Consider the following 16155-nt stretch of genomic DNA (forward strand, 5'->3'; position numbering starts at 1 on the left):
ACCGGCGGTCATCCGCCCGACGCCGAGTGCCACAGGATCACCAGCGCCGACGCGGCGCTGGTGATTATCGTTTACGTTCGGGCTTTCGGGGACCGATCGAAGCCTTTTGGGACCCTCAGCCGAGATTGGCTTCCGCAAACTCGTAATTGGCGAGCGTATCAAGGAAGTTGACGACATAATCCGGACGCCGATTGCGGAAATCGACGTAGTAGCTGTGCTCCCACACATCGAGACCGAGGAGCGGCTTTCCCTCGCCCGTGGCGAGCGGGTTTGAGCCATTCGCGGTCTTGGTGGTCTTCAGCTTGCCGTCATGACCGAGGATCAGCCAAGCCCAGCCGGATCCGAACTGCGTCGTCGCCGCCGTCTTGAACGCATCCTTGAAGGCGCTGACCGAGCCAAAATCTTCAACGAGCTTGGCTTCGAGCCGGCCGGGAACGGTGCCGCCGGTGGGCGACAGGGCGTTCCAGAAATGGATGTGATTCCAGTGCTGGCCCGCATTGTTGAAGACGGGCGCGAGATCCGGCTTGTCCTTGACGGCGGCGATGATCTCTTCCAGCGAAAGGCCCTGCAGCGCCGCGTTCTTGTCGACGAAGCCGTTGAGGGCCGTCACATAGGCCTGATGATGCTTGTCGTGGTGCAGCTCAAGGGTTTCCTGGCTCATCCCGCGCCCGGCAAGGGCTGAAGCGGCAAACGGCAAGGCAGGCAATTCAAACGCCATGATGGATCTCCTCAAAGGGTCGCGCTTGCATTCGACAGGCGCGCCGTTTATTCCAAGCATGTCCTTTGAATAACACGCCCGTGGATATGTCAAGTTCCGACTTGGAAAATAGCGCCTGGTCGCCTCGCAGCCCGGCGGAGCGCATCTTGATGGCGCTGAAGATGCATGGCCCGCTCACCGCCGCCGTGCTGGGTCAGCAGCTTGGAACGACCGGCGAAGCGGCGCGACAGCAGCTGTTGCGCCTATCGGAGGCCGGACTCGTATCGGCAACCAGCCTTCCATCCGGCGTCGGCCGACCGACCCAACGGTGGCAACTGACCGAGCGGGCGCAGAGCCGCTTCCCCGACACGCATGCCGCGCTGACCGTGCAGCTGCTCGAGATCATCCGCGACAGCCTTGGCGAGACTGCCCTCGACGCCGTCATATCGCGTCGTGAGGACGAGACGCGCCTGGCCTATGCGGCGGCGATGGAAGGGCGGCTCTCGCTTCGCGACCGCGTCGCCATGCTGGCCGATCTTCGGTCGGCCGAGGGCTATATGGCGGATTGGCGCGAAGAGGTGGATGGCTCGATCGTCCTCATCGAGAACCATTGTCCGATCTGCGCTGCGGCCGCATCCTGCCAAGGGCTCTGCCGGGCGGAATTGCAGGTTTTCAGGTCCGTTCTGGGGCAGGAGACCACCGTGGAACGCACGGAGCACATCGTCGCCGGCGGCCGACGCTGCACCTATGTCGTGCGTCCGGTTGAGGACGAAACGCCTCGGTAGTTTCCGCACGCATGAGCTTCGGCGGTGCGGCGACAAGCTGTTCAAGCGCCGCGAGCCAAGGCGTGTGCGCCCTGATTGCCTCCCGATGCGACCTTGGCCGCATTCCGCCTTTCCTGCTGCACCACAGGATCGGGCACCGGGCACGCGGCCAGGAGCATCTTGGTGTAGCCGTGCTTCGGATTGGAAAAGACGTCCTCGGTCGAACCCTGTTCGACGATCTCCCCTGCCTTCATCACGATCACCCGGTCGGCGAAGTTCCTGACCAGCGTCAGATCGTGCGTAATGAACAGCAAGGCCACGCCCATGCGTGCCCGAATTTCCTGCAAGAGGCTGATGATCTGGCCCTGAACGGTCATGTCGAGCGCTGAAACGGCCTCGTCGCAGACAATGATCTCGGACTGCAGCGCCAAAGCGCGGGCGATGGCGATGCGCTGGCGCTGGCCGCCTGAGAACTCGCTCGGATATTTGCCGAGATCGCCCGCCGTCAGGCCGACGCTCTCCATCAGTTCGACCGAGCGTTGGCGCCATTCGCTCTTTGGCAGCACGGAGCGCTGGATCGACCAGGGTTCGCAGATGATGTCGAAGACGCTCATGCGCGGATTGAGCGAACCGAAGGGATCCTGGAACACAGCCTGCACCGCGCGATGATAAGCGTCGAGTTCGGCCCGTCCGAGCTTGTGGATGTCCGCGCCGCGATAGCAGATGCTGCCGCTGGTGATCTCGCGCAGACGAAGAATGGCGTTGGCGATCGTCGACTTGCCGGAACCGCTTTCGCCGACAACGCAGAGCACCTCGTTGTGCCGCAGCTGGAGGCTGACATCGGACACGGCGCGAACGGAACCATAGTCGATGCTGACGTCCTTCACTTCGAGCAGCACCTCGGCATCAGCAGTGGTCACTTGCGGGCGGCTGGACGTCCGCGCTTCCAAGAGCTTCTGGGTATAGGAATGCCGCGGCGCCACGAAGACATCGGCGATCGTGCCCTCCTCGACGAATTCGCCGCGGCGCATGACGGAAACGGTCCGGGCGATGTCGGCGGCGACGCCGAGATCGTGGGTGATCAGCAGCAGCGCGCTGCCATTCTCCTGTTGCAGTTCGCGGATCAGTTCGAGGATCTGGGCCTGAACCGTGACGTCCAGCGCCGTCGTAGGCTCGTCGGCGATCAGGAGTTCCGGTCGCAGGGCCATGGCCATCGCGATCATGATCCGCTGACGCTGCCCGCCCGAGAACTGGTGTGGAAATGCATGATAGCGCCGCGCGGCGTCACCGATGCCGACACGATCCATCAGCGCGATCGCGCTGCGCTTGGCCTCGCCGGCAGGCCGGCCGTGGATACGGCAGACCTCGGCGATCTGCCAGCCGACCGGATAGACCGGATTGAGATGGGCCGCCGGATCCTGGAAGACCATCGCGATATGGCGACCATAGAGCCGGCGCCGCTCGGCGCGTGGCATCGAAAGGATGCTGCGGCCCTGAAACCGGATGTCGCCGCCGCACACATGCCCCGGAGGCGAGTCGATGAGGCTCATGATCGCCGAGGCGGTCACGCTCTTGCCGGAACCGCTCTCGCCGATGATGGCATGAGAGCCGCCCTGCTCCAGGCAAAGGCTGATGCCACGTACCGCGTTGAACGTGCCACCTGGCGTCTCGAAGTCCACGACCAGATTGTCGATCTCGAGCAGCGGAGTCTTGCTAAGCATTGGACGCAACTTTGCTTTCGGCGGCCGGCACCCGCGACTTGCGGGCGCTGCGGGCCCTCAGGACCGGATCATTCGCCACCTGGAACCAGTTGCCGAGGATGGTTGCGGCGAGGGCGATCGACGCAATGACGAGACCTGGCCAGAGTGCGCTCCACCATGCGGTGGCGAGATAGCGCTGCCCGTCAGAGACCATGAGACCCCAGGTGACGTCCGGCGGCTGGACGCCTATGCCGAGGAATGTCAGCGTCGATTCCGCAAGCATGACCTGGGCGAATTCGAGCGCCGCCACTGAGAAGAGCGTTGGCAGCGCCAAGGGCGCCATGTGCCGGACCAGGAGGTGCAGGCTGCTCGCGCCCATGACCCGGGAGGCGGAGACGAACGGCCGCTCGCGGATTTCCAGCGCCTGGCCGCGGGCGGTCCTCGCGAAGATCGGGATGCGTGTCACCGTGAGGATCATCACGACGACCGGAGGCGAAGCTCCGATGACAAACAGCACGACCATGGCCAGCAGCAGCGACGGGATGCTCATCAGCACATCGATCGCCCGCATGATGGCGGTGCTCCACCAAGCATTGCTCAGCCCCGCGACGAGCCCTATGGCGGCGCCGATGACGAGCGACAAACTCACGGTGGCGAAGGAGATCGCCAGCGTCGTTCGCGCCGCGACCACGAGCCGTGCCAGCATGCTGCGGCCAAGCGCGTCACCGCCGAGCACATACCACCAGCCATGATCGAAGTGGAGCGGCGGAAGATGCCGCAGCCTTAGATTGGAGCGCATCAGGCTCGCATCGACGATCAGCGGGGCGACGAGCGCTACGACGACGACGGCAAGCAGATAGAGAGCCGCAACCAGCGCCGCCTTGTCATGGACGAGACGTCCCAGCATCTGCCTCATCGGCGTGCCTCCCCGCCGATCTGCACACGGGGATCGAGCCGCGCATACATGATGTCGATGGCGACGTTCATCGCATAGACGACAACGGCGGCGAGCAGGATGCAGGCGATGGTCAGCGAAAAGTCGCGGTCGCGGATCGAATCGATCATGACCTTTCCGATGCCCGGAAAGCCGAAGATCGTCTCGATGACGACGGCGCCGTTGACGAGGCCGGTCGCCTGCACGCCGGCAATCGTTATCAGCGGCAGAAGCGAATTGCGGAGCGCATGCACGAAGACCACGCGGGCATCGCTGGCGCCCTTGGCGAGCGCGGTCTTGGCATAGGGCGCGCTGAGGCTCGAAACCATGCTCGACCGGACGACTTGCGTCAGCACGCCGAGCGGTGTCAGCACCAGCACGCAGACGGGCAGGATCCAGTGCACCGGCGTGCCCATGCCGGAGGTCGGTACCCAGCCAAGCATCATCGCAAAGACAAAGATGGCGACCAGAGCGACCCAGAACGTCGGCGCGGACGCGGTGAAGATCGTCAGCGGACTGATCATGCGGTCGAACAGTCCGTTCGGCCGCATCGCCGCGAGCGAGCCGAGGACGATCGAGAGGACCAGCGCGATCGACATGGTGAAAAAGGCGAGCGTCAGCGTGATCGGAAATGCCTCGAGCGCGACTTCCATCGCCGGCCGCTGCTTGAACAGGGATTGGCCGAAGTCACCATGCGCGAGGTCGGAGACATAGTGGATGAACTGCACATAATAGGGGTCGTTGAAGCCGTGCAACGCTGCAAAGTCGGCGCGCGCCTGCGGCGAGGCCGACAGCGGCAGGTATTGATTGGTCGGATCTCCGGTCAGCCGCGTCATCGCAAAGACGATGAGCAGAAGCATCAGAACGGCGTAAAGGCTCTGAAGCGCACGCCGCAGCACATATCGAGCCATATCTCGTCCTCCCCGGACCTGACGGCGGCCGAACCCGGCCGCCGTACAATGCGTCTATACGACTTACTTGAACTGGATCTGGCTGATCTGAAGCTCTTGGTTGGTCGCGGCGGTCGGCGTGTAGGTGATGCGCGGACCAATCCGGGTATCTGTCGTCTGGTGATAGAGGACGGCGTCGACGGCCATGTCATGCACCTTCTTGAAGACGTCACGGAAGATCTCGCCGCGTTCGGGATCGGTCGCGGCCAGGCCACGCTTGATCTCGCTATCGACCTCGGCGTCGTTCAGCTTCGAGGTGCCGCCCCAGGAAGCGTATTTGCCGACAAGGGTAAATCCGGCATCGCCGCTGTTGTTGTCATGCGACTCGAAGAGGATGTTGGCAGGCTGTCCGTCGCCGAACGGCTTGTAGAAGAACTTGTAGAATTCGGCCGATTCGAGAATCTGCAGGCGGACATTCAGGCCGGCGTCCTTCAGCATCTCGATCATCACGGTCGGCGCCTCGGTGCCCCCGGGCGAGCCATTGTTGACGATGAGCAGGATTTCGTTGTCGACGGGAACGCCGGCGGCGCGGGCCTCGGCAATCAGCGCGCGGGCCTTGTCCGGGTCGTACGGCCAGAACGGCACCGCGTCATTGTAGCCGTTGATCGTCGGCATCACCATGTTCTTGGCCGGTTGCCAGCTGGCGCTGAAGACGGTGCCGAGCATCGCCTGGCGGTCGAGGGCGTAATTGATCGCCTCGCGGACGCGGATGTCGTCGAGCGGCGGCTTGCCGATATCGAAGCGCAGGCGAACCGTCTCCGAATTGAGATAGCTGTGGTCGGTGTCCTTGTTGGTCGCGTCCTGTGGAGCGATGACCGGGGAGATGTCGGCCTCGCCATTGGCCACCATCGCCGCGCGGACGGCTGGCTCTTCGCGGAAGACGTAGGTCACCTTGCCGACTTGCGGCTTCTCGCCCCAATAGTCCGGATTGCGTTCCGTCGTGATGCTGCGGCCGGATGCCCACTCGACGAGCCGGTAGGGGCCGGTGCCGACCGGATTGCGAACGAGGGTGTGCGCATCGGTCGCCGGCGATTCGATGCCGACCATCGACATCAGCACAGGCATGATCGGGCTCGGCTGGGGGGTCTTCACGTCAACCGTCAGGTCGTCGACGGCCGTCAGGTCGACACCCATTCCCTCGAAATAGAGAACGCGGTTCGAGCAGGACAGGTTCGGATCCATCATCCGCTTGAAAGCCTGGATGAAGGCCGCGGCGTTGAGCGGCTTGCCATCATGAAACTTGACGCCCGGGCGAAGCTTGAAGCGCCACGTGGTGTCGTCGATGGTCGACCAGCTCTCGGCGAGGCGTGGGTCGACCTTGCCCGTCTGCTGGTTGATCTCGGTCACGGTCTCGACGATGTTCTCGCGGATCACCATGCCGACATTCTTCTTGGTCAGCTCGCAGGGATCGAGCGTATCGGGCTCCTGCTCCTGCACGACGGTTATGGCGTCGTTCTGCTGCGCCAGCGCCGGGGCGCCGAAGCCCAGCACGACCGCGCTCGCCAGCAGGGTGGCTCCTAGAGCCTGTCTTGTTCTCAGCCGATTGGCCATCTGATTGTCCCTCCCTCGAAATCTGTTTGTTGTTGAACCGAACCGCGCCGTTTCTGCCGTCCGGGCTCCTCCGCCCTGTTCGCGGCCGCCCAGAAGCCCGGCTCAGGCTTCCACGAGCACATAGGTCCCGTCCGTCTTGACCGGGAACGTCTCGGCCACATAGGGGCCTTCGATCAGCTTCCCGCTCCTGACTTCCGTCTTGAAGCTGCGAACCTTGACCCGGTTGGGTTCGCACCACGATTTGCCGGTCCGCACATCGAATTCCCAGGCATGCCAGGGGCAACGGATCACGTTGCGGCTCGGGTCGAAATCGTAGATCCCCGGCTCGGTCGACGTGACGGCGACGGTCAGCAGCCCGTTGCAGAGGTCCGCGCCCTGATGCGGGCAACGGTTGAGCAGCGCATAGAACTCGCCCTCGACGTTGAACACGGCGACCGCCCGCCCGTTCACCTCGATGACCCGGCGCGAGCCCGGCGGCATGTCTTCGATCGCCGCGACGACGTGATAGGCCATGACGGTCAGAGTCCGTAGAGCGTGTGGGCATTGCGGAAGCGGATGTGGTCGCGCTGCTCGGCCGAAAGCGAAGGCGGCAGGCCGAACTTCGGATCATCGAAATCCCAGTGCGGATAGTCGCTGGCGAAGAGCAGCCGGTCCCAGCCGATATCGGCCATCGTCTGCGCAACCGCCTGCGGCTGCGGCGCCTCTTCCATCGGCTGTGTGCTGATCCAGACCCGCTCGCGGATATATTCGGACGGCGGCCGCTTCACATGCGGAACCTCGTCGCGCATCCGGTGCCAGGCGCGGTCGAGCCGCCAGGCAAGGGCGGGAAGCCAGCCGAAACCCGCCTCGATGACAACGAAGCGCAAGTCCGGATAGCGGTCGAACACGCCTTCGAAGATCATACTGGCGATCGACGCTTGGCAACCGGCCGGATGGGCGGCGCCTTCCTCGATATAGTAGGAAGGCCAGCCGCTATTGGTGGACGGAAAGCCGCTATAGCCGAACACATGTGTCGCGACCGGCAGCCCCGCCTCGGAGGCGGCCTCGAAGATGGGCCAGTAGCGGCGCTTGCCGAGCGGCTCGCTGGTTCGGCTCAGCAACAGCACATGCGCGAAATCGGGTTGGCCGGCGCGCTTGCGGATTTCCTCGCGCGCCGCCTCGCCATCCTCATAGGGGACAAGGACCGACGCCTTCAGCCGCGGCTCCTGGCTGGTCCAGGCGTCGACGAGCCAGTCGTTCGTTGCCGAGCAAAGCGCGGCGCTGAAGGCTGAGTTCTGGTCGCCGCCGGACGGGCTGAGCGGATTGAGAATGCCCATCGTGATGCCGTGATGGTCGAGATGCTGGCGCCGCATCAATGCAAGGTCGCTGCCCGGCGGTCCGGATTCAGGCCAGGCGTCGCGCCGGGCGGCACCCGGCACGATCTTCGGAAACGGCGTTCCCTTGGCGAAGCCGTGCCGGGACCTCAGGCCGTAAGTCTGCAGATAGTCCCACCAGCGCAGGCTGAGATAGGGACGCAGATCCGCCGCCGAGCGCAGCGCCGGATGGATGTCGCAATCGACGAGGGCCGTGGCCTGACGCGCCGACGACTTGTCGGCCGTGTCGGTGAGGGCGATGTTCATAGGCGCGTCTCCCTGAGCCGTGGGTAGGTCGCCAGCGGGTTCTGGACCGCCATCTTCTCGATCGAGATGGCGCTGAGACCGGCGGGAACGACCTCATCATTGTCGAACTGCCAATGCGGGTAGTCCGAAGCGAACAGCAGCATCTCGTCCGACTGGAACTGGTCGATGATCCGCCCGACCGTCTCCACGTCATCGGGCGCGTCCAGCGGCTGTGCGGTGAGGCGTATGTGATCGCGGGCGATTTCGAGCGGTGGGCGGTCGACCCAGGGGACCTCGCTGCGCGTTCCGCGCCAGAACTTGGTCAATCGCCACAGGAACGGCGTGAACCACGACACGCCGGATTCGATCATCACGACCTTGAGATTCGGGAACTTGCTGAACACGCCCTCGCAGATTAGGCTGCCGAGCTGGCCCTGGAAGCCAAGCGACTGGGCGGCATAGTCCTCGACATAGTAGCTCGGCCAGCCGACCGGCGTGACCGGGAAGCGATAGGCGCTGCCGGCATGGATTCCGATCGGCAGTCCGTGCCGCTCGGCCGCCTTGTAGATCGGCCAGTAGTGCCGGCGTCCGAGCGGCGCCTCGGCCATGACCGGCATCAGGACCTGGACGAAACGCCGGTCGGCAGCGCAGCGATCGATCTCGTCGGCGGCGCGCTCGGGGTTCTGCCACGGGACGATGATCGAGGCGCGCATGCGCGGATCGGCGTCGAGCCACTCCGCCGCCATCCAGTCATTCACCGCCGTCGCGAGCGCGACGGCCATGTCCTCGCTCAGCACCATGTGGACGCCGTAGATGCAATTGCCGATCGCATGGCCGAGCTGCCAGCGGTCCATGACCGCCTTGCGATAGCGATCGATGCCTGCAGGGGGCGCGCCCGCATCATCGCGCCAGTCGGGGCGCGCGGTGATCGGCGCCCGCTGCGGATAGGCGTTGGATTCGAAGCCTGGGATTCCGCGCGATTCAACTGCCTCGCGCCAGTTCGCTGGCAGATGCGGCACGAGAGCCTTCAGCTCCGGAACGACGGGATGCATGTCGCAATCGATGGCTCCCAAATTCTGGAGATTCATTTCGCTGCGCCCTTCCGCCCGAACATCTGGTTGTTCCGATGCATGATTCCTCCGCTTATTCCGCGGCCGCGATCAGCTTCGCCGCGGCTCCGATGTCGAAATCGGGATCGGCGGCCTGTGCGGCTGTGATGGTCATGCCGGCGCCGAGCAGTCGGCGCGCGGCCATGTGGGTTCTGGCATTGTTGATCGACTCGACGCCGACGAGGCGCCCCCGGCGAAAGCAGAAGACCGTCAGCCGTCCATCAGGTCCGTCGCGTCGCGAGACCGCGAGGTCGTGCCCCTGCGTGATGCCGGCGATCTGCAGTTTCAGCTCATACTGGTCGCTCCAGAACCAGGGCAGCGCCGTGTAGCGCGCCTTGCCTCCGGTGAGCGCGGCCGCCACCGTACGGCCCTGGTCGGTCGCGTTCTGGACCGACTCGATGCGCATCGATGCCCCGGCATGGGTGTTCGGATGGTGGGCGCAGTCGCCGACCGCATAAATGCCCGGCACGGCCGTCGCGAGGCCGGTATCGACTTGGATGCCTTCGCGGTTGCCGATGCCGATATCGCCGGCAAGCTCAGCATTCGCTATCGCACCGACTGCGATCAGCACGAGATCCGCGGGAACGCGGAGACCAGCCTTCGTTACGACCGCGCTGACGCGCGTCTGTCCCTCGATCGCAAGGACGCTGTCGCCCGTCACGATCGTGACGCCGCGCCTGCGGTGCTCCGCCGCCAGCTGGTCGGCCGTCTCGGCGGAGACGGCGCGGCCGAGGATGCGGGGAGCCGCCTCGATCACGGTCACCTGCCGGCCCTCGCCTGCCGCGACCGCGGCGAATTCGAGCCCGATCATGCCGCCGCCAATGATCGCCACATGGTCGGCGCCCTGAAGCGCTTCGCCGAGCCGGAGCGCATCGTCGAGGCTGCGAAGCGTCATGACGCCGTCGAGATCCCGCCCCGGTATCGGCGGCACCAGCGGCCGGGCACCGGTGGCCAGCACCAGAGCGTCGTAGTCAATCACCGCTCCATCTGCGGTCACGACCCGGCGCTCATTCGGGGCGAGGGTGGCGATGCGCGTATCAGGAACGAACTCGATCCGCCGGTCCTCGAAGAAGCGTGCCGACCGCAGCACCTGCAGCGCCGCTCCGCCCGGCTTCGCCAGCGTCTTGGACAAGGGCGGGCGGTGATAAGGCAGATGCGCCTCGTCCGAGATCATGACGATACGGCCGTCATAGCCGTTGTCCCTGAGCGAGGCGGCCGTCTGGACGCCGGCATGGCTGGCGCCGATGATGAGCGTGGTTGCGGCCGCCATCAGACTTGCCTCTCCGGCAGTGTCACGACCAGCCCGTCCAACCCGGCGGTGACGGCGATCTGGCAGCCGAGGCGGCTGTTCGGCTGCCTTTCGCTGGCGGCGAAATCGAGCATCTCGTCTTCGACCGGGCTGACCTCACCAACCAAGGGCAGGAAGGCCTCGTCGACATAGACATGGCAGGTCGCGCAGGAGGCGGAGCCGCCACACTCGGCGACGATGCCGTCTATGCCGTTGGCGATGGCGCCCTGCATCACCGAATCGCCGGCGCGGACATCGACCGAATGGGCAACGCCTGACGGCGACAGATAGGTCACGCGCGGCATGCCGTCGACGCCCGTTGCAGCTGGACTTCGTGACGGGACGTCGCGCAGGCAGTTGGCCATGCGGAACTCATCGGCATGCTGTCACCCTTCCTCCCGGATCGGCGCGGCTGGTGCCGCTGTCGTTCCAGCCATCAGACCTGAGGAAAGGCTGTACTGATAGGATCAGTATATTTGAATATCGATATGAACAGATCGGTGACGACTACAGCGACAGGAGGAGGTACTCCCCCTCCGGCTTGACGTCGAAGGTCTCGACGCCCTTCACGTCGTCGAGGCTTTCGATCTCTTTGCCGCCGGCTACGGCAAGGGCAAATTGAGCGACTTTCACCGCGTCCGGCCTGCAGCGGGACCGGCCCGTGCGGATGTCGAATTCCCAGCCGTGCCAGGGGCACCGGATGATCTCGCCCTGTCGGCTGTAACGATAGTCCGCCGGCCGGTCGGATTCCGCGAGCCCGGCCTGGTAGCCGTTGAAAAGGCTGCCGCCTTGATGCGGACAGGTGTTCAATAGCCCGAACCACTCCTCTCCCAGCCTGAAAATCACGACAGGTCGCCGGTTGACCTCCACCAGCATGCGGCCGCTTGCGGGAAAATCCTCGATCTTGCAGACGACATATCTAGCCATGCGGAATTCCATAGAGATCGAGCGCGTTCTTCAGGAAGAAGCGGTCGCGGCGCTCCCTGCTGAGCGGCAACGGCATCGCGCGCTGGGGATCGTCGAAATCCCAATGCGGATAATCGGAGGCAAACAGCACGCGGTCCCAGCCGATCCAGTCGATCACTTCGGCGATGTGCTGGCGGTTGGCCGGTTCCTCGATCGGTTGCGACGTCAGCCAGACGCTCTCGCGGATATATTCGGAAGGCGGCCGCGGCAGATGAGCCAGTTCGTCCCTGCTGCGCTCCCAGATGCGATCAAGGCGCCAGCGGAGCGACGGCAGCCAGCCGAGCCCGCCTTCGATGAGGGCGACGCGCAGCGTCGGAAAGCGTTCGAAGACACCTTCGAGGACCAGACTGGCCAGCGCGGATTGCGAAGTCTGGGCGTGGCTCATCATGTCCTCGCCGTAGTAAGAGGGCCAGCCGCCGCCCGTAATCGCCCAGCCGCCATTGCCGAATGCATGGACGCCGATGGGTAGGCCGACTTCGGCGGCAGCAGCATAGATCGGCCAGAAGCTCCGATGGCCAATGGGATTGGGAAGACGGCTCAGCAGAGACACCTGCACGAAGTCCCGCTTGCCTGCCAGGCGGTGGATTTCGGCGACGGCCGCCTGCGGGTCCTGATAGGCAGCAACGATCGAACCGCGGAGCCGCGGCTCGCGGGATGTCCATTCCTCGACCTGCCAGTCGTTGATGGCGGTGCAGAGCGCGACCGAGAGATCGATATTCTGCAGCGACTGCGCAGCGCCGAGCGGGATCAACACCCCGAATTGCACATTGTTGGGGTCGAGATGCTGGGCGCGCATGAAGTCGAGATCGCTTCCCGGCATGCCGCCGCCTGGCGGGAAGGCATCACGCCGGACGGCCATTGGCTGCCCCTTGGGATACTGCATCTCCTGCGTAAAACCTTGACGCGCCAGCATACCCACGGTCGCAATATGGGTGCGCCAGCGGGGCGCCAGCCGCGAGAAGATGTCTTTCTCCATCGAGCGAGGCGCCGGATGAATGTCGCAATCGGCAATCGCTTGGCGGCCGCCGACAATGACCGCTGGCCGCGCTGCAGCCCCTCCGGCTGGGGTCGAAACATCGGTCACGGCACCACCCCTTCGGCAAGTCGCGGATAGGTGGCGAGCGGATTGGCTCGACTGATGTGCGCGATCTGGTCCGGGCTCACTCCAGCGGGCAGCAGGTCGTCGCCGTCGAAGCGCCAATGCGGAAAGTCGCTCGCGAACAGGAGCATTTCATCGGACCCGATATGGTCGAGTAGGCGCTCGACAACCGCGGGATCGGCGGGGGTGTCGAACGGCTGGGTCGTGAGACGAACCCTGCTGCGGACGATCTCGCTGGGCGGCACCTTGACCCAGGGCGTCTCGCTGCGGAGGCCATGCCAGTATTTGTCGAGCCGCCACAGATAGGGCGGCAACCAACTGACGCCGGTCTCGCTGAGGACGACGCGAAGGGTCGGGAAGGCGCCGAAAACGCCCTCGAGGATCAGACTGGTGAGCTGTGTCTGGAACGCAGAGGCTTGCGAAAAATAGTCCTGCGCATAGTAGCTCGGCCATCCCGTGCCTGTGACCGGGTGACGGTACATGCTGCCGGCATGGATGCCGACTGGCAGCCCACATTCCTCCGCCGCCTCATAGATCGGCCAGTAGTAGCGCTTGCCGAGCGGCATCTCGCCCATGACCAGCATCAGGACCTGCACGAAGCGGCGATCCGTGGCGACACGGCGGATCTCTTCGGCGGCCATGGTCGGATTTTGCATCGGCACGACGATCGAAGCCCGCAGCCGCGGTTCGTTGTCGAGCCATTCGCGCGCTATCCAATCGTTCAGCGCCCGAGCGATCGACTGCCCCATGTCCTCGCTGTGCAGCAGCTGGACGCCATAGAGGCAGTTGCAGATGGCGGCTGAAAAACCGTAGCGGTCGAGCAGGTTGACCTGGAGGCTGCGGAGTTGATCCCTGACAGACGCTGGCTCGGGCAACCGCCAGTCCGGCCTCGCATTAATCGGGGCCTGCCGCGGGAACGCCGCCGTATCGAGGGTCTGCAGACCGCGCTGCAGCGAGACGTCGCGCCAATATTCATCGAGATATGGCAGCAGCGCGTCCCGGTGCGGCACCGTGATCTGGACGTCGCAATCGACCGCGCCTCTATAGGGCCGCGGCCGGTCTCCTCCGACATTCAGATCGTTCATCGTCCGAAATGTCCTCCCTGACAGATCATGTTACGTCAGTCGCCTTCGTGCGCTAGGCGCACATCCCGCCGCGATGGATAGGAACAGATGCAGCGGCTGGCCGCGCTGGCCTCTACGCTTCGTCCTCCGGCAGCAGCACCTCGACGCCATCGGCGGCGACCCTGACCGGATAGATGATCAGCTGCTCCTCGGCCGGCTCACGCACGGCCCGGCCGGTCTCGACCTCGAAGCGCCCGCCATGCAGCGGGCATTCGATGATGTCGTCGTCGAGCCAGCCATCGGAGAGTATCGCGAAGGCATGGGTGCACACATTCTGTGTGGCATGGAAGGTGCCCCGGACATTGCAGATCGCGAGCTTGTGCTCGCCAACCTCGACGCCGACCATCATGCCCGGCGCCAGGTCTTCGGCTGGGAAGAGGCGGGTCCATGTGCCGTCACGTATTGGCATTGCGTAACTTTCACGTGTTTTCCGGAAAACTGCAGGGCGGCGGCAGCAACGCCCCCGCGAGAAGGACTGCGCGGCACCCGTTTCGGATGCCGTTGGCGATGCTTTGCCGATACGGCCTTTGGCACCGCAATTGAAGGGCGCCTGTCCTTGTGCTGTAACAAGCAGACAAATGCATTTACGATATTGACAGGGCGTATCGGGAATGAACTGGCGCTACCAGGAGGTGGTCCGCTTCGTGCAAAACTGCATCGATACGGGAACGCTCAAGCCAGGGGAGAGGCTGCAATCGGTGCGCGAGATGAGCGCCCAGACCGGCTTCAGTGTCGTCACGGTTCACCATGCCTATTCGCTGCTCGAAAGTGAGGGCATGATCGAGGCTCGGCCCCGATCCGGTTTCTATGTTGCCCATACGCCCCAGATCTCGACCGATTTCCCCGAGTTGGTCGTCCCCCACGGCAAAGCAAGCGGGGAAGTATCGATCTCCGTCCAGCTCTACAGGTTGATGGCCCTGTGGCGCGACCGGAAGATCGAAACCTTCGGCTCGCTTCACCCGAGCAGCGACCTCCTGCCGACGCAGGAGTTGCTGACCCATATGCGCCGATTCCTGCGCAACGTCCGACCCGACCGGCCTCCGGTCACGTCGCTGGCCGGGTCTTCGGATCTGCGCGACATCGTCTCGCGCCGGGCGGCCACACGCGGCATACGCATCCGCGAGAACAACACGATCGTCACCAGCAGCAGCCAGACGGCGCTCGATCTCTGCCTCGACGTGGTCACGCGGCCGGGGGATCTCGTGATGATCGAGAGCCCGTCCTATTTTCCGCTGTTCGCGGCGCTGCAGCGACGGCATCTGCGAGCGATCGAAATCTACTCCCATCCGATGACCGGCATCGATCCCGACCAGTTCGATCATCTCATCGACACCAACGACATCCGCGCCTGCCTGTTGATGCCGGTGAACCACTTTCCGACGGGGGTGAGCTATCCCGAGGGCGTATTGCAGCGCATCGCCTCCAAAGCGGGCGACAAGGCCGTTCCGATCATCGAATACGACACATTCTCGGAGCTCACCCATGCGCCCAGCAATCCGCACTCGCTGAAGAATTTTGATCGCAACGACTTTGTTCTGCAAATCGGCAGCTTTGCCTCGACGCTGGGACCGCTCGCCGGCGCAGGCTGGGTGCTGAACAGCCGCTATCGCGAGGCGATCCTGGAAAAGCTCGTCTTTACCGACCTGGCCGCCGGCGAAGCGGCCTTGCAGCACGCCATCGCTGAATGCATCGTCCGCCACAGCTATGACCGCCAGTTGAGGCACATCCGCGAGCAGTTGAAGGCTCGGATGCGCAGGGGCATGCATCTGGTCGCGCAGCTGTTTCCGCGACAGTGCACGATCTCCCGGCCCTCGGGCGGCTTCATGTGCTGGATCCGCCTGCCGGGAAACGTCGACTCCATTGCCCTGGCCGAACGCGCAGCGGATCTCGGCATCTCGATCATCCCGGGGCCGCTTCTTTCGGTGGCCAGTTCATTCCGCAACTTCATCGGCCTCAATTTTTCGTTCGAATGGACGGACGCGACCGAAGACCGCCTTGCCACGCTCGCCGGCCTGCTGGAATGAGCACCTTGAGAGGGCAACGGTTCCGCTCGAGCCTTCCGCCGCTCTGGGTCAGGCCCGCACGACCGGTGATGCGACGCCTCGTCCCTCCCTTTTAACGGCGATCGAACCGATGTCCGTCGAGCGGCGCATGCATCGATCGTCACCAGCGAAACATAGCGGGGTGTCTAGCGGCGCCGTGCCCACGCTCCATGGCCGGGTTCTCCGCCAGTTCACGTGCTTCTCGCCCGTCTGCCCTTCACGCACCCAGAAGACCAGGACGATCTTCTGCGGCACGAGGACAGAGGGCCGTGAAAACACCTCCGCAGCCTCCGCCTGAACCTCAGAAGAAGGGGCAGCGTGCAGATCGACGAC

At 64.4% G+C, this 16155-nt stretch carries 16 protein-coding genes; 2 read left to right on the forward strand and 14 right to left on the reverse strand.

All coding sequences use genetic code 11. The features are described 5' to 3' along the window. Positions 1 to 115: 115 nt before the first annotated feature. Positions 116 to 718, reverse strand: a complete 603-nt coding sequence (locus tag LB518_RS11330) for a superoxide dismutase (RefSeq protein WP_224577488.1) — start codon at positions 716 to 718, stop codon at positions 116 to 118. A 149-nt stretch (positions 719 to 867) separates the two neighbouring features. On the opposite strand from LB518_RS11330, the gene LB518_RS11335 reads away from it, so the two are divergent. Continuing rightward, a complete protein-coding gene (locus LB518_RS11335) occupies positions 868 to 1482 on the forward strand; it encodes a helix-turn-helix transcriptional regulator (protein WP_224577490.1) in 615 nt (204 codons plus the stop codon). 41 nt (positions 1483 to 1523) lie between these two features. Here LB518_RS11335 and LB518_RS11340 read toward each other — a convergent pair whose 3' ends face one another. The 13 genes from LB518_RS11340 to LB518_RS11400 all read right to left on the reverse strand — a co-directional run bounded on the left by LB518_RS11340 (position 1524) and on the right by LB518_RS11400 (position 14189). Further along, positions 1524 to 3182 carry an ABC transporter ATP-binding protein gene (locus LB518_RS11340; protein ID WP_224577492.1) on the reverse strand — a complete coding sequence of 553 codons (1659 nt, stop codon included), beginning with the start codon at positions 3180 to 3182 and terminating at the stop codon, positions 1524 to 1526. Next, complete coding sequence (locus LB518_RS11345) at positions 3175 to 4077, reverse strand: ABC transporter permease (RefSeq protein ID WP_224577494.1); 903 nt, start codon at positions 4075 to 4077, stop codon at positions 3175 to 3177. The genes LB518_RS11340 and LB518_RS11345 overlap by 8 nt, the downstream gene beginning before the upstream one ends. Next, positions 4074 to 5006 carry an ABC transporter permease gene (locus tag LB518_RS11350; protein WP_224577495.1) on the reverse strand — a complete coding sequence of 311 codons (933 nt, stop codon included), beginning with the start codon at positions 5004 to 5006 and terminating at the stop codon, positions 4074 to 4076. The genes LB518_RS11345 and LB518_RS11350 overlap by 4 nt, the downstream gene beginning before the upstream one ends. Positions 5007 to 5069: 63 nt before the next feature. Then, positions 5070 to 6596, reverse strand: a complete 1527-nt coding sequence (locus LB518_RS11355; protein ID WP_224577497.1) for an ABC transporter substrate-binding protein — start codon at positions 6594 to 6596, stop codon at positions 5070 to 5072. Positions 6597 to 6698: 102 nt separating this feature from the next. Next, positions 6699 to 7109 carry a Rieske (2Fe-2S) protein gene (locus LB518_RS11360; RefSeq protein ID WP_224577500.1) on the reverse strand — a complete coding sequence of 137 codons (411 nt, stop codon included), beginning with the start codon at positions 7107 to 7109 and terminating at the stop codon, positions 6699 to 6701. A 5-nt stretch (positions 7110 to 7114) separates the two neighbouring features. After that, positions 7115 to 8215 (reverse strand): amidohydrolase family protein, encoded by a 1101-nt coding sequence (locus LB518_RS11365; protein WP_224577501.1) that lies wholly within the window; start codon positions 8213 to 8215, stop codon positions 7115 to 7117. Beyond that, positions 8212 to 9282 carry an amidohydrolase family protein gene (locus tag LB518_RS11370; RefSeq protein ID WP_224577502.1) on the reverse strand — a complete coding sequence of 357 codons (1071 nt, stop codon included), beginning with the start codon at positions 9280 to 9282 and terminating at the stop codon, positions 8212 to 8214. Before LB518_RS11370 ends, LB518_RS11365 begins: the two co-directional genes overlap by 4 nt. Positions 9283 to 9337: 55 nt before the next feature. Then, a complete protein-coding gene (locus tag LB518_RS11375) occupies positions 9338 to 10573 on the reverse strand; it encodes an NAD(P)/FAD-dependent oxidoreductase (RefSeq protein WP_224577503.1) in 1236 nt (411 codons plus the stop codon). Then, complete coding sequence (locus tag LB518_RS11380; RefSeq protein ID WP_224577863.1) at positions 10573 to 10896, reverse strand: 2Fe-2S iron-sulfur cluster-binding protein; 324 nt, start codon at positions 10894 to 10896, stop codon at positions 10573 to 10575. Before LB518_RS11380 ends, LB518_RS11375 begins: the two co-directional genes overlap by 1 nt. Before the next feature lie 202 nt (positions 10897 to 11098). Further along, positions 11099 to 11518 carry a Rieske (2Fe-2S) protein gene (locus tag LB518_RS11385; RefSeq protein ID WP_224577504.1) on the reverse strand — a complete coding sequence of 140 codons (420 nt, stop codon included), beginning with the start codon at positions 11516 to 11518 and terminating at the stop codon, positions 11099 to 11101. Continuing rightward, positions 11511 to 12641, reverse strand: a complete 1131-nt coding sequence (locus LB518_RS11390) for an amidohydrolase family protein (protein ID WP_502845822.1) — start codon at positions 12639 to 12641, stop codon at positions 11511 to 11513. The genes LB518_RS11385 and LB518_RS11390 overlap by 8 nt, the downstream gene beginning before the upstream one ends. Further along, on the reverse strand, positions 12638 to 13741 hold the full coding sequence (locus LB518_RS11395; RefSeq protein ID WP_224577505.1) for an amidohydrolase family protein: 1104 nt from the start codon (positions 13739 to 13741) through the stop codon (positions 12638 to 12640). The genes LB518_RS11390 and LB518_RS11395 overlap by 4 nt, the downstream gene beginning before the upstream one ends. Positions 13742 to 13853: 112 nt before the next feature. Then, entirely contained in the window at positions 13854 to 14189 is a 336-nt protein-coding gene (locus LB518_RS11400; RefSeq protein WP_224577506.1) for a non-heme iron oxygenase ferredoxin subunit, read from the reverse strand. 202 nt (positions 14190 to 14391) lie between these two features. Here LB518_RS11400 and LB518_RS11405 point away from each other — a divergent pair, with 202 nt between their 5' ends. Beyond that, the gene (locus tag LB518_RS11405) at positions 14392 to 15804 is read left to right on the forward strand and encodes an aminotransferase-like domain-containing protein (protein ID WP_224577507.1); all 1413 of its coding nucleotides are present in this window, start codon (positions 14392 to 14394) and stop codon (positions 15802 to 15804) included. The last annotated feature ends 351 nt before the right edge of the window (positions 15805 to 16155 follow it).

This window comes from Mesorhizobium sp. BR1-1-16 (genome assembly GCF_020165495.1).
In the GTDB taxonomy this organism is placed as follows: Bacteria; Pseudomonadota; Alphaproteobacteria; order Rhizobiales; family Kaistiaceae; genus Kaistia.

Coding starts and splice junctions, on each gene's coding strand:
- LB518_RS11350 (WP_224577495.1), bottom strand. CDS start 5,006: ATGGCTCGATATGTGCTGCGGCGTGCGCTTCAGAGCCTTTACGCCGTT.
- LB518_RS11330 (WP_224577488.1), bottom strand. CDS start 718: ATGGCGTTTGAATTGCCTGCCTTGCCGTTTGCCGCTTCAGCCCTTGCC.
- LB518_RS11345 (WP_224577494.1), bottom strand. CDS start 4,077: ATGAGGCAGATGCTGGGACGTCTCGTCCATGACAAGGCGGCGCTGGTT.
- LB518_RS11400 (WP_224577506.1), bottom strand. CDS start 14,189: ATGCCAATACGTGACGGCACATGGACCCGCCTCTTCCCAGCCGAAGAC.
- LB518_RS11370 (WP_224577502.1), bottom strand. CDS start 9,282: ATGAATCTCCAGAATTTGGGAGCCATCGATTGCGACATGCATCCCGTC.
- LB518_RS11335 (WP_224577490.1), top strand. CDS start 868: ATGGCGCTGAAGATGCATGGCCCGCTCACCGCCGCCGTGCTGGGTCAG.
- LB518_RS11355 (WP_224577497.1), bottom strand. CDS start 6,596: ATGGCCAATCGGCTGAGAACAAGACAGGCTCTAGGAGCCACCCTGCTG.
- LB518_RS11380 (WP_224577863.1), bottom strand. CDS start 10,896: ATGCCGCGCGTGACCTATCTGTCGCCGTCAGGCGTTGCCCATTCGGTC.
- LB518_RS11395 (WP_224577505.1), bottom strand. CDS start 13,741: ATGAACGATCTGAATGTCGGAGGAGACCGGCCGCGGCCCTATAGAGGC.
- LB518_RS11360 (WP_224577500.1), bottom strand. CDS start 7,109: ATGGCCTATCACGTCGTCGCGGCGATCGAAGACATGCCGCCGGGCTCG.
- LB518_RS11385 (WP_224577504.1), bottom strand. CDS start 11,518: ATGGCTAGATATGTCGTCTGCAAGATCGAGGATTTTCCCGCAAGCGGC.
- LB518_RS11375 (WP_224577503.1), bottom strand. CDS start 10,573: ATGGCGGCCGCAACCACGCTCATCATCGGCGCCAGCCATGCCGGCGTC.
- LB518_RS11340 (WP_224577492.1), bottom strand. CDS start 3,182: ATGCTTAGCAAGACTCCGCTGCTCGAGATCGACAATCTGGTCGTGGAC.
- LB518_RS11365 (WP_224577501.1), bottom strand. CDS start 8,215: ATGAACATCGCCCTCACCGACACGGCCGACAAGTCGTCGGCGCGTCAG.
- LB518_RS11405 (WP_224577507.1), top strand. CDS start 14,392: ATGAACTGGCGCTACCAGGAGGTGGTCCGCTTCGTGCAAAACTGCATC.